At 66.3% G+C, this 12,969-nt stretch carries 10 protein-coding genes; 6 read left to right on the top strand and 4 right to left on the bottom strand.

The features are described from left to right. Positions 1–43 precede the first annotated feature (43 nt). The 4 genes from LC407_RS15005 (at position 44) to LC407_RS14990 (ending at position 6,362) form a co-directional block, all read left to right on the top strand. On the top strand, positions 44–2,713 hold the full coding sequence (locus LC407_RS15005; protein WP_223483112.1) for a polysaccharide deacetylase family protein: 2,670 nt from the start codon (positions 44–46) through the stop codon (positions 2,711–2,713). 3 nt (positions 2,714–2,716) lie between these two features. Further along, complete coding sequence (gene mnmE, locus LC407_RS15000) at positions 2,717–4,066, top strand: tRNA uridine-5-carboxymethylaminomethyl(34) synthesis GTPase MnmE (RefSeq protein WP_223483111.1); 1,350 nt, start codon at positions 2,717–2,719, stop codon at positions 4,064–4,066. A gap of 157 nt (positions 4,067–4,223) precedes the next feature. After that, positions 4,224–5,141, top strand: coding sequence for a BRCT domain-containing protein (locus LC407_RS14995; RefSeq protein WP_223483110.1), 918 nt, complete (start codon positions 4,224–4,226; stop codon positions 5,139–5,141). 105 nt (positions 5,142–5,246) lie between these two features. Then, a complete protein-coding gene (locus tag LC407_RS14990; protein WP_025875592.1) occupies positions 5,247–6,362 on the top strand; it encodes a glycerophosphodiester phosphodiesterase in 1,116 nt (371 codons plus the stop codon). A gap of 88 nt (positions 6,363–6,450) precedes the next feature. Here LC407_RS14990 and LC407_RS14985 read toward each other — a convergent pair whose 3' ends face one another. Continuing rightward, entirely contained in the window at positions 6,451–7,221 is a 771-nt protein-coding gene (locus tag LC407_RS14985) for a rhomboid family intramembrane serine protease (protein WP_134833306.1), read from the bottom strand. 106 nt (positions 7,222–7,327) lie between these two features. Further along, the gene (locus LC407_RS14980; RefSeq protein ID WP_223483109.1) at positions 7,328–8,284 is read right to left on the bottom strand and encodes a TerC family protein; all 957 of its coding nucleotides are present in this window, start codon (positions 8,282–8,284) and stop codon (positions 7,328–7,330) included. A gap of 350 nt (positions 8,285–8,634) precedes the next feature. On the opposite strand from LC407_RS14980, the gene LC407_RS14975 reads away from it, so the two are divergent. Next, entirely contained in the window at positions 8,635–9,804 is a 1,170-nt protein-coding gene (locus LC407_RS14975; protein WP_025875598.1) for a class I SAM-dependent rRNA methyltransferase, read from the top strand. Between the two features lie 72 nt (positions 9,805–9,876). Here LC407_RS14975 and LC407_RS14970 read toward each other — a convergent pair whose 3' ends face one another. After that, positions 9,877–10,743: a hypothetical protein gene (locus LC407_RS14970; protein ID WP_134833305.1), complete on the bottom strand. Its 867-nt coding sequence runs from the start codon at positions 10,741–10,743 to the stop codon at positions 9,877–9,879. Then, on the bottom strand, positions 10,740–11,558 hold the full coding sequence (locus LC407_RS14965) for a protein klaA (protein ID WP_223483108.1): 819 nt from the start codon (positions 11,556–11,558) through the stop codon (positions 10,740–10,742). The genes LC407_RS14970 and LC407_RS14965 overlap by 4 nt, the downstream gene beginning before the upstream one ends. Before the next feature lie 156 nt (positions 11,559–11,714). Between LC407_RS14965 and LC407_RS14960 the strand changes: the two genes are divergently transcribed. Continuing rightward, positions 11,715–12,956: a dipeptidase gene (locus tag LC407_RS14960; RefSeq protein WP_223483107.1), complete on the top strand. Its 1,242-nt coding sequence runs from the start codon at positions 11,715–11,717 to the stop codon at positions 12,954–12,956. The last annotated feature ends 13 nt before the right edge of the window (positions 12,957–12,969 follow it).

Genomic DNA, 12,969 nt, shown 5'->3' with positions numbered 1-12,969 from the left:
GTTAGAATCGCCGGCACACCATTCCCCTTTGTTCGAGTCCGCCATGCCGCGTGCGCCGTCGTTCCGCCTGCTTCTGCCCAGCCTGCTGTTGACCCTGCTCGTGGCTGGCTGTGGCGACAAGGACGCGCAGGCACCGGCGGCGGTTACCCAGCCGAGCGCACAGGCTGCCGCTGCCGCCGACCCGGCCGCCGCGCCGTTGCTGGGCGCATTGCAGAAGCAGCTCGACGGCTATCGACGGATCATCGTGCTGCTGGCCGATGAGGAACAGCAGTCCGCGGCCGATCGCACCACCTCCACCCGCATCGGCCAGCAGCTGTTCCACGATGGCCTGGAACAGCGCGGCGCCATTGCCACGCAGTTCGACACCCTGCTGCGCGGCACCAGCCCGCAGCGCTTCGCTACCCTGGGCGCGGTGCTGGATTACATCGAGTCGGCGCCCGAACTGTTCGATGCCGATCGTCTGGCGTTCCGCGAGGTGCTGCGTGACCTGCACGAACGCATCGGCGCCGATTCCTCGTTGCCGGCGGTGAAGCTGCACCAGCGCATCGGTGAAGATCTGGAGGCGCTGGACGAGATCGAGCGCAACTACAACCAGGAACTGACCCGCATCTTCAGCCGCTTCGAGCGCACCCGTGCCATCGAACTGAAGCGCGAGAAGTGGGACGACTACATCGCGCACCTGCACAAGGACTACAGCCGCGAAGCGATCCTGCGCGACTACGGCGTGATCGAGCCGTACCCGATGTCGATGAAGGACAGCGACCGCGAGATCTTCGGCCGCGATCTGCCGCCGAAGACGGTGGTGCTGACCTTCGACGATGGCCCGCACAAGGCCTATACCGATGAAGTGGTGGCCATCCTCAAGCGCTACGACGTACCGGGCGTGTTCTTCGAGGTCGGCCGCAACCTGGGCAAGGTCGACACCGACGGCAAGGTCCGCCTCGGGCCGATGGCGAAGATCAGCCGCAACCTGATGGAAGAGGGCTACGCCGTCGGCAACCACAGCCTGACCCATGCGCAGCTGTCGCGCACCACCGGCGATGCGCTGCGCCAGCAGGTGCTGGACACCGACACCCTGCTGAAGGACGTGGACAGCAAGCGCGCGCCGCTGTTCCGCTTCCCGTATGGCGCACGCAACGCCGAAGGCCTGCAGCTGCTCAACGAGGCGGGCCTGAAGTCGATCATGTGGAACATCGATTCGATGGACTGGGCCGACCCGGTGCCCGAATCGATCGTGCAGCGCGTGCTCGACCAGGTGAACAAGGAGCAGCGCGGCATCATCCTGTTCCACGATATCCACGACCGCGCGGTGAAGGCACTGCCGCAGATCCTGGACCGGCTGATCGCCGACGGCTACCAGTTCGCCGGCTGGAATGGCCGCGACTTCAGCGTCGCCCGACCGCGCAAGGGCAGCGACCGCGATGCCACCGTCACCACCGGCTATGAAAAATCGTGGGCGATCGTGGTCGGCATCGACAACTACGCCAAGTGGCCGAAGCTGGAATACGCCAGCCACGATGCCCAGGCCGTGGCCGATACGCTGACCGGGCAGTTCGGCTTCCCGTCCTCGCAGGTGATCGTGCTGAAGAACGAGCAGGCCACCCGCAACAACATCCTGGCCGCCTTCCACGACCGGCTGTCCGACGACCGCACCGGCAGGAATGATCGCGTGTTCGTGTTCTTCGCCGGCCACGGTGCTACCCGTCAGCTGGCATCCGGGCGCGACCTCGGCTACATCATTCCGGTTGATTCGGACCCGAAGGAATTCGCCACCGATGCCATCGCGATGACCGACATCCAGAACATCGCAGAGAGCATGCAGGCCAAGCATGTGATGTTCGTGATGGACGCCTGCTACAGCGGCCTCGGTCTGACCCGCGGCGGCCCGTCGTCCTCGTCGTTCCTGCGCGAGAACGCACGTCGCAGCGCGCGGCAGATGCTGACCGCCGGCGGTGCCGACCAGCAGGTGGCCGATGCCGGCCCGAACGGCCACTCGGTGTTCACCTGGGTGTTGCTGCAGGCATTAGCTGGCAAGGGCGATCTCAATGGCGATGGCCTGATCACCGGTACCGAGCTGGCCGCCTATGTGGCGCCGGCGGTGTCGGCGGTCTCGCAGCAGACGCCGGCCTTCGGCAGCCTGCCCGGCTCGCAGGGGGGCGAGTTCGTGTTCCAGGTGCCGGACAGCCAGGAATACCTCAACGCCGATACGCGCCAGCTGACTGCCGATGCGATCGCCCTGAACAACAAGGTCGACGCTGCCCAGGACGCCAAGAACAGTGAAGCGCCAGTGACCGTGGCCGACCTGCAGGGCGGCAAGGCCAAGCTGGTGGTGCCGACGGCCGGACCGGCCTCGGACCGCCAGCGCTCGCAGCAGGCCAACGACCGTGGCCTGCAGCTCTACCGCGAGAAGCGCTACGACGAAGCCGCCGTGCAGTTCGCCGAGGCGCTGAAGCTGCGCCCGGATTTTGCCCAGGCGGCCAACAACCTCGGCTTCGTCTACTACCGGCAGCAGCGCTACGCCGAAGCGGCGCGCTGGCTGGAGAACACGCTGAAGATCGATCCGTCGCGCGCGGTGGCCCATCTCAACCTGGGCGATGCCTACTTCCATGTTGGCGACAAGGCCAAGGCGAAGCAGGCCTACACCACCTACCTGGCGCTGCAGCCGCAAGGCAGCGGTGCGACGCAGGCGCGCGCGCAGCTGGAGAAGCTCTGAGCGATGAACGATATGAAGCGCACCGAAACCATCGTGGCCATTGCCAGCGCACCCGGTGCGGGCGGCGTCGGCCTGCTGCGCCTGTCAGGCCCACGCGCCGCAGCGATTGCCAACGCACTCGGCGCACCGACGTTGCGCCCGCGCCACGCGCACTACGCGCGCCTGCGCGATGCAGACGGTGAAGTGATCGATGATGGCATCGTGCTGTGGTTCCCGGCGCCGAACAGCTTCACCGGCGAAGAAGTGGTGGAACTGCAGGGCCATGGCAGCCCGGTACTGCTGCAGCAGCTGGTCGCACGCTGCATCGCATTGGGGGCGCGGCAGGCGCGGCCCGGCGAGTTCAGTGAGCGCGCGTTTCTCAACGGCAAGCTCGACCTGGCACAGGCCGAAGCCATCGCCGATCTGATCGCGGCCGGGGACAACCGAGCGGCGCGCGCAGCACGACGCTCGCTGGACGGTGTGTTCTCGCGCCGCATCGAGGCGGTGGTCGAACAGCTGGTGCTGCTGCGCATCCACGTGGAAGCAGCCATCGATTTCGCCGACGAACCGCTGGACACACTCGGCGGTGCACAGGTGCGGCGTGGCCTGGAACAGGCGCGCAGCGATCTGGCCCTGCTGCGCCGCGACGCAGAGCGTGGCCGTCGTCTGCGCGATGGCCTGCATGCGGTGCTGATCGGCCCACCGAATGCCGGCAAGAGTTCGCTGTTGAACGCGCTGGCCGGCAGCGAGCGTGCCATCGTCACCGACATCGCCGGCACGACCCGTGACACGCTGCGCGAGACCATCCGCCTGGATGGGCTGGAACTGACCCTGGTCGATACCGCCGGCCTGCGCGATGGCGGCGATGCCATTGAACGCGAAGGCATGCGTCGCGCGCGCGCCGAGATCGAGCGCACCGACCTGGCGTTGATCGTGCTGGATGCACGCGATCCGGCAGCCGGCGAAGCCGCGATCGGCGAAGCGGTACTGGCGGTGCCGCACAAGGTCTACATCCACAACAAGTCGGATCTGTTGGATGCGATGCCGGTGCGGGACGACCCGGACCGCGTGTTCGTCTCCGCTGCCAGCGGCGCGGGGCTGGACGAGCTGCATGCGCGCCTGCGTTCGATCGCTTCGGCCGGGGCAGGGGAGCAGGTGGAGGGCGAATTCTCCGCACGCACCCGCCACGTCGATGCGATCGAACGCGCACAGGAACACGCGCAGCGGGCGGATGGCGAGCTGGTGCACGAGCACCTGGAGCTGGCGGCCGAGGAGCTGCGTCTGGCGCACGACGCGCTGGGCGAAATCACTGGGCAGATGAGTGCCGATGACCTGCTGGGCAGGATTTTCTCCAGCTTCTGCATCGGCAAGTAGTGCCTTGGTAGAGCCGGCCGCTGGCCGGCAATCCAGCCAAACGAGCTCCTCGGGGTGAGATCCCCGAAGGGGCTTTGACCCCACAAAATGACGCGATCGTCCCAATATTCCAGAACCTTGCCGGGCACGCTTGAGTACCTGCTCCGACCACGCTAGCGTGAAGGAAACTCTGGCAAAGGAACTGCAGATGCATCAGGACCATGTTTCTTACGTCCACTTCACCAGCCCGGCGCAGCTCACCCGTGCACTGAACTCGCTGGCGGGCATCATCGAAGGGATCTCCATTGATGGGGAGATCAACGCCGATGAACGCCGCTTCCTGGCTCATTGGATCCAGGATCATCTTCATCAGCGCCAACAGCACCCCTTCACCGAACTGATGCCGGTGGTCGAGCGCGCGCTTGGCGAGGGCCGCATGGACGAAGATGCGGTGGAAGACCTGCGATGGTTGATCGACCGGATGCGTTCAAGTGATCGGGTCAACGCTACTACGGCCGATCTCCAGCGGTTGCATGCTGTGCTGGGCGGCATCATCGCTGACGGCCGCGTTTCGGAAACCGAGTTGCGTGGCCTCTCGGACTGGATGGAAGAGCATGTCCATCTGCAGGGATGCTGGCCTTACGATGAAATCGGACACCTGGTGGCCAAGGTGCTGACTGATGGCGTGGTGGATGGCCAAGAACAGGATCTGCTTCGCCAGTTCTTCAGCGAGTTCATCGCCTTGGGCGACGACCGCACCCTGACCGATCCGTCGTTGCAGATCGCCGGAAGTCTGGTCGGGCTTTGCGCGGTGGCTCCCGAAATCCATTTCGAAGAGAAGGGATTCTGTTTCACGGGTGCTTCGTCCCGAGGGTCACGCGCCGATATCCACGCGCTGGTGACGGCACGAGGAGGACGGGTGCACAGTGCACCATCGAAGAAGGTGGACTACCTGGTGATCGGCGCTGAGGGAAATCCCTGCTGGAGTTACGCCTGCTACGGTCGCAAGGTGGAACGCGCAGTGGAACTGCGCAAGGAAGGACTCCGGATCATGATTGTCCATGAGCGTGATTTCCACGACGCCTTGGTTGACTGAGGATGCCGGGTCGGAGCCCCTTCGGGGATCCGACCCCAGCTCCCCCAACCTGTCACATTCCCGCCGCATACTGACGCCCATCACAAACCGCTTGGGGAAGTTGCAGTGAAGTCGTGGGGTCGTGCGTTGCTGTTGTCGCTGGCCGTGGCACCATCGGTGGCCATGAGTGCTGAATCCTCCCCTCCGGCCGCACACAAGGTGTCGGTCTACGGCCACCGCGGTGCAAGCGCGCTGCTGCCCGAGCATACGCTGGCGGCCTATGCGCAGGCCATCGCCGACGGTGCCGATTACATCGAACCGGACCTGGTGATGACCAAGGACGGGGTGATGGTGGCCCGCCATGAGAACGAGATCGGTGGCACCACCGATGTGGCCGAGCACAAGGAATTCGCCAAGCGGAAGACCCGCAAGGTCATCGACGGGCAGACGGTCGAAGGCTGGTTCACCGAAGACTTCACCCTGGCCGAGCTGAAGACGCTGTACGCCCGCGAGCGCCTGCCGGAGTTCCGCAGCACCGCCTACGACGGCCAGTTCCGCATCGCCAGCCTGGACGAGATCCTGGCGTTCCTGGTCCAGCAGGCCGGTCGTGCCAACCGTGGCATCGGCCTGGTGCCGGAGATCAAGCACCCGACCTACTTCCAGTCGATCGGCCTGCCGATGGAAGACACGCTGCTGGCCGCGCTGCGCGGCAACGCCTATACCAACGTCGGCCCGGTCACCATCCAGTCGTTCGAGACGGCCAACCTGCGCTACCTGCGCGGCAAGATCCCGCGTGGCAGCAACATCCGCCTGCTGCAGCTGCTGTGGAAGGGCGATACGCAGCCGGCCGACATCGCCAAGGCCGGCGGCGCGCTGACCTATGCGCAGATGATGACCCCGGCGGGGCTGAAGGACATCGCGGCCTATGCCGACGGCATCGGCCCGGAGCTGCGCTCGATCATCCCTCTGGATGCCAACGGTGCGCTGGGCACGCCGACGGCGCTGGTGCGCGATGCGCACGCGGTGGGCCTGATGGTGATTCCGTACACCTTCCGCCCGGAGAACCACTTCCAGGCCAGCAACCTGCGCAAGGGCGCGGACAATGCGCGCAACGCGGAGGGGTCGATCGCGGAGATGCGTGCCTACCTGGCGACCGGCATCGATGCCTTCTTCACCGATGACCCGGCATTGGGCCGGCAGGCGGTGGATGGAATGGGCGCGGCGGCGAACGCGGCGGACTGACCGGCGTCAATGCCGCCGGGCATGGCCCGGCGCTACCAGAGGCATCCAGAAGCGGTAGCGCCGGGCCATGCCCGGCGTATCCACCCGATCAACCGCGCGGGTCTTCCGGCCGGCGGAACGGGATCACCACATAGTCCTGCCCTTCGCGCGGCTGCCACAGCACCGGCACGCGCTGCGGTGACGGCGGCTCGAGTTCGTCATCGGCCAGCGGCTCGACCTCGTCTTCCTCTTCCTCCCAGCTGTAACGCGGGCGCGGCGGCAGCGGGTCGGCGTTGCGGAATAGCAGTGCGGCGATGATGCCGGCGAAGGCTCCGCCCATGTGCGACTGCCAGGACACACCGTCGGCATGCGGCAGCACGGTCATCAACATGCCGCCGTAGAACAGCATGCCGATCAGCCCGGTGGCGATCGCCGCGCGGTCGCGGCGCAGCAGGCCAAGGCTGGCCAGCAGGAACATCAGGCCGTGGGTGACGCCACTGGCGCCGAGATGGAAGCTGCCGGGGTTGCCGAGCATCCACGCACCGATGCCCGAGCCCAGCCACAGCAGGGGCAGGGCGCGCAGCGTGGCTTTGGGATAGACGCTGCCGGCCAGGGTGCCGAGGATCAGGATGGCGAAGCTGTTGGCGGCAATGTGTTCGACCGAGCCATGCAGCAGCGGTCCGCCGATCAGGCCGAGCAGGCCCTTAGCTTCCAACGGTGCGACCGCCCAGGGCCGCCAGTCGAAATGGTCCTGCAGGGCGAACACGGCCACCAGCACCAGCACGGCGGCCAGGCTGGCATTGAAGGCGCGCAGGATGCGCGTGCGGTCGTTGCGGGCGGCCGGCGCGTCGCCGGCGGGCAGGGGCGCGTTCGTGTTCATACCCTCAGCAATGGCGGTGGCCGGCGCGAAACCAAGGCCACCGCCGCGGGAGAGTGGCTGCGACCGGCGGGACAATCCACCGGCCGCAGCGTTCAATCGGCCAGGATCAGGCGCCGCCTTCCTTCGGCGGGTTCTTCAGGCTCAGCACCACCGTGGCGGCGATGATCACCGCGACCACGCCCAGCGAGATCGGGGTCGGGATCTTGAACAGGTCGATGATCATCATCTTGATGCCGATGAAGGCCAGCACCAAGGCCAGGCCGTACGGCAGCAGGTGGAAGCGGTCGGCCATGCCGGCCAGCAGGAAGAACATCGCACGCAGGCCGAGCACCGCGAACACGTTGGAGGTCAGCACGATGAACGGGTCGGTGGTGATCGCGAAGATCGCCGGGATGCTGTCCACCGCGAAGATCACGTCGGTCACTGCGATCAGGATCAGCACCGCGAACAGCGGGGTGAACCAGCGCACGCCGTCGCGCTTGACGCTCATCGCGTTGCCTTCGTAGTCCGGCAGCAGGCGCAGGTGCTTGCGCATCCAGCGCAGGGCCGGGTTGGCTTCCAGGTCAGGCTCCTGGCCCGCGGCGAACCACATCTTCCAGCCGGTGAAGAGCAGGAAGGCGCCGAATACATAGAGCAGCCAGTGGAACTGGGTGATCAGCACGCTACCGGCGAAGATCATGATCGTACGCAGCACGATCGCGCCCAGGATGCCGATGATCAGCACCTTCTGGCGCTGTTCCTCCGGCACCGCGAAGTAGCTCATGATCATCAGGAAGACAAAGATGTTGTCCACCGCCAGCGCCTTCTCGACCAGATAGCCGGTCAGGAACTCCAGGCCGACCTTGTTGGCCACGACGTGGCCGGCGGTCTCGTTCAGGTAGAACCAGAGGCCGCCGTTGAAGGCCAGCGCCAGCGCGACCCAGCCGATGGACCACCACAGGGCTTCCTTGAAAGTGACCTTGTGCGGGCCACCGTGGCGCATCAATACGAGGTCGACCAGCAGGGCGATGACCACCACCGCTGCGAAGCCGCCCCACAACCACAAATTACCGATCGTCTGCATGGGTTTGTCCGTTGGGAAATGAAAAATGCCTCAAGCCGGACGGCGAGGATCTGCAACGGAGGATCGGGAGGGGATCCAGGGACAGAGCTTCGCCAGTACGGCGAAGGTCTCGCTCGCAGTTCCGATGGGCCGGAACTGCCGTTGCACCGGAGCCTGCGGGCTCGAATTGACGGCGACAACGTCTGGGAGCTACTCCCCTTCTGCCGCCGATTCTGCGGCCTGGCCGGGCCGGCGTCAAATGCTGGCCGGGGTCGGATCCCCGCAGGGGGCTCCGACCCCATTCCCACAACGACCAAGGGGTCAGAGCCCCTGTGGGGATCTGACCACGGCGCCCGGTTTACAATAGGTGGATGAATACCCCCCTTCCCGTTGTCCGCCTCAAGAACGCGTGGCGTTCCAGCCACCCGTGGATCTTCCAGAAACTGGTCGAGAAGCCGACCGTCCGGCCCAAGCCCGGCTCCCTCGTCGATGTCGTCGGCGTGGATGGCGAGTTCATCGGCCGTGGCTTCTACAACGGGCATTCGCGTATTGCTGTACGCATCCTCGAAACCGACCCGCAGATCCCGCTGGATGCCGGCTGGTTCTCGCGCAAGATCGCCCAGGCGGTGTCGCTGCGTCGTGAGGTGCTCAAGCTCGATGCGGTGTCCGACGCCTGGCGCGTGGTGCACAGCGAGGGCGATGGCCTGTCCGGCCTGGTGGTCGACCGCTACGGCGACCTGGTGGTGGTGGAGTTCTTCGCCGCCGGCATGTTCCGCCATCGCGAATGGATCTACGACGCCCTGCGTGAACAGTTCCCGGGTTGCCGCTTCCACAGCTTCGCCGACGAACACGTGCAGAAGCAGGAAAGCTTCGATTTCCACGGCAACACCACCACCGAAGCGTCGGTGATCACCGAGTACGGCATCAAGTTCCGCGCCGACCCGGCCGGTGCGCACAAGACCGGTTTCTTCGCCGACCAGCGCGAGAACCGTGAGTGGCTGAGCCAGCAGGTGGAAGGCAAGAGCGTGCTCGACCTGTGCTGCAACACCGGCGGTTTCGCCGTGTACGCGGCCGCGCGCGGTGCATCGGAAGTGGTCGGCATCGACATCGATGAGGACGTCATCCAGATCGCCAAGGGCAATTCACGTCTGAACAACGTGCGCCCGAAGTTCGTCCAGTCCGACATCTTCCCGTGGCTGCGCGATGCGGCCAACCGCGGTGAGCAGTACGACGTGGTGATCCTGGACCCGGCGAAGATGACCCGCGACCGCGACCAGGTGATCACCGCGCTGAAGAAGTATCTGGACATGAACAAGCTGGCGCTGGGCGTGGTCAAGCCCGGTGGCCTGTTCGCCACGTTCTCCTGCACCGGCCTGGTGGCCGAGGACCAGTTCCTGGACATGCTGCGTCGTGCGGCGTACTTCTCCGGCCGCACCATCCAGATCCTGAAGGTGGCCGGCGCCGGCCCGGACCATCCGTTCATGGCCCACGTGCAGGAATCGCGTTACCTGAAGGCCGTGTTCTGCCGCGTGGTGGACTGATCTACGGGGTGTGGAGCCGGGCGATGCCCGGCTCCCCCACACAGCGCCGAAGACTGCCCCCGCGCGCCAGCCTCAGGGCTGCGGGGGTGGCGGCGCAGGAACCGGCTGCAGCTGCTGCAGCAACCCGTTGATCACTTCGGACCTGCGCCGCAGATGGTGGCCGAGCATGATCGCCACCGCACCCAATGCAAGCAGCGTCGGTACCGCGAGCAGCGCGAGCACCCAGCCGACGTCGAACAGAAGCCAGCCCAGCAGACGCTGGCGATGCCATCGCTGCGACCGTTCAGAGCGGGGCAGCCCTGCTGCCTTCTCGAAGCGGGACTGCATTGCCGGCGATACCGGAACACCGATGTCTTCGCCATTGGCCAACGCACGGGCAGTGGCGACCACGGCCGACGAGGCGACGCCGTAGGGAAGCTCCTGCTGTGCACGCAGATAGGCCTGCCACTGGGGGCTGAAGCCGCTGAAGTCTGGACTGGCGATCAGCGCGTCCAGCTGGCGATAGTCGAGGCGATCGCCCTGGCCGATGGCGGGTGCGGTGATGCCCATGCTTCCCCAGGCACCGCACAGCAGCATCGAACCCAGCGCGAATGACCAGGCGAAGCGGCGAAGGCGATGGCGGCTGAGCAGGTCGCGCACGCCGAAGAACATCCACACCAGCAGCAAGGGGGTCATGACCAGCAGGATGAGCAACTGCCTGCCCGTGTCCTTCGATCCATAGCCGGCCGGCACCTGTGCCCACGACGGGGGGCCCAGCTCGGTGCCGGTAAATGCCAGCGCCATGCAGGACAGCGCCGTTGCCGCCAGCGGAAGGCAGGCCAGGCCGAAGACCCGCAGCAGCGAGGCCCGCCGGTAGAACGCGCGCAGGCCCGGAACAGCCTCCACCCGCGCCTGCAGATCCGGCGGGATCTGCAGCGGATCGCGTACCGGCGCGCTCATGCCGGCACCGCCGATGTGCGCAGCAACTGCTGCAGGGCCTGTTTCAGCTGGTCCTGTGCCTGGGCCGCGCTGGCGATCATCTGCGGGCTGGCGTTGTCGCTGTTGTGCAGCGCCTGGATGGTCTGGCGCCAGATCGGCAGCAGGATCTGTACCGTCTCGCTGTAACGGTCCAGCAGGTCGATGGCATGGCTGCGTGCCAGCTGCACCTGCATCCGGCTCATCGAATGGCTGGCCAGCAGCGCGGTCAGGTTGGCTACGCGGCGTTGCAGCCGCTCGACCGGACGGTCGAGCACCGGCGCGCCATCGTCGCTGTCCAAGGCCGCTGGCAGCTCCTGCAGGAACTGCACGCCTGCATCGATGTACACCTGCAGTCGCACCCCCTGCACGTCATGCTCGAGCAGCTGCGCATCCAGTCGATCGACGCTGGCCCGCACGGCAATGGCTTCGCGCTCGATCCTGGCCAGGACATCGCCGTTGCTGCCCATGGCAATGCGACGGCGCAGGCGTTCTTCGATATCGGCACCGGTGAACCGCTCCCACCATCCCGCGCGCTGCAGCAGCGCATTGGGATCGTGTTCGGACAGCCGGCTGACCAGTTCGGCAAGCGCCTGGGCCAGTGCGCTGGCGCTGCCATCCTGCCAGGCCGGCTCGGCGCTGGCGCTGGCCAGGTCGGCCGGGCCATAGCGGCCGATGTCGGTACGCCCGGCAAACAACGTTGGCAGCACATCACGCTTGAGCTGTTCGACGGTGACCGTGCTGGCGGGGAGGGGGGCCTGGCCCTGCGCGGGCAGCGCTGGAGGCTGGGAGTTCGACATCGATGCTTCCATTCCATGGTCGACGCAGCACGCGGTGCTGCACGCTGATTTATCGGCTGCCGGCGAGTGTAATGGAGCTGGCGGGTCAATACGGCACTACCGGCGTTGGCCGTCGCGGCGCTATGGTCGTGTCCTTCCCATTGCCGGTGGATGCCCATGCCGTCGTTGCGTCGTCTGTCCCTGCTGCTCGCCCTGGCGCTGAGTGCGCCGCTGTCCGCCCATGCCATCGACTTCAGCGCGCAGGAGCTGGCCCGTGCCAAGGCACTGCAGCAGCGCTTGCTGACCCTGGACAGTCATCTGGATACGCCGGCCAATTTCGGCCGCACCGGCTTCGACATCGAGCAGCGGCACGACCGCAATGCACTCTCGCAGGTGGACTACCCGCGCATGGTCGAAGGTGCGCTTGATGGCGGCTTCTGGGCGATCTATACCGACCAGGGCGACCGCACGGCCGCCGCGCATCTGGCCGAGCGCGACCACGGCCTGCAGCGGTTGCTGGAGATCCGGCAGATGCTGGCCGCCAATCCCGAGCGCTTCGCATTGGCGCTGACCGCCGATGACGCGGCGCGGATCAAGGCCGCCGGCAAGCGCGTGGTCTACATCAGCATGGAGAACGCCAGTCCGCTGGTGGCCGATCCCAGCCTGCTGTCGTTCTATCACCGTGCGGGCCTGCGCCTGCTCAGCACCGTGCACTTCGCCAACAACGAGTTCGCCGATTCGGCCACCGATCCCAAGGGGGCTGAATGGAAGGGCCTGAGCCCGGCTGGCAAGGACCTGGTGCGCGAGGCGGTGAAGCTGGGCATCGTCATCGACCAGTCGCACGCCTCCGATGCCGTGTTCGACGATCTGCTGGCGATGATGCCGGTGCCGTTCGTGCTGTCGCACAGCTCGGCCAAGGCGGTCTACGACCACCCACGCAATCTTGATGACGCGCGCCTGCGCAAGCTGGCCAAGGCTGGCGGGGTGATCCAGGTGAACGCGTACGGCGGCTACCTGATCGACACCGCCAAGTCGCCCGAGCGCAAGCAGGCCGAAGAAGCCCTGAGCAAGCAGCTGGGTGGCTGGGAAGGCATGACCATCGAACAGGGCGTGGCGCTGCAGAAGGCCGAGCAGGCACTGGACCACGAACACCCGGTGCGCCACGCCAGCCTGGACGACTTCTTCGCCCATTTCGAGCACATCCTGAAGGTGGTCGGTCCCGAGCACGTCGGCATCGGTCTGGACTGGGATGGCGGTGGTGGCCTGAGCGACCTGCCCGATGTCAGCCAGCTGCCGAAGATCACCGCGTGGCTGCTGCGCAAGGGGTACAGCGAACAACAGATCGCCGCCATCTGGGGCGGCAACCTGCTGCGGGTGATGCGCCAGGCGCAGGACTACGCGGCAAAGCAGGGCGGTTAGCCGCCCTGCGGTA

Origin of the sequence: Stenotrophomonas sp. OVS01A (assembly GCF_019969775.1) — a bacterium.
Lineage (GTDB): Bacteria > Pseudomonadota > Gammaproteobacteria > Xanthomonadales > Xanthomonadaceae > Stenotrophomonas > Stenotrophomonas indicatrix.
Note: the sequence above shows the minus strand (reverse complement) of the source record. Positions and strands in the feature narration are given on the sequence as shown.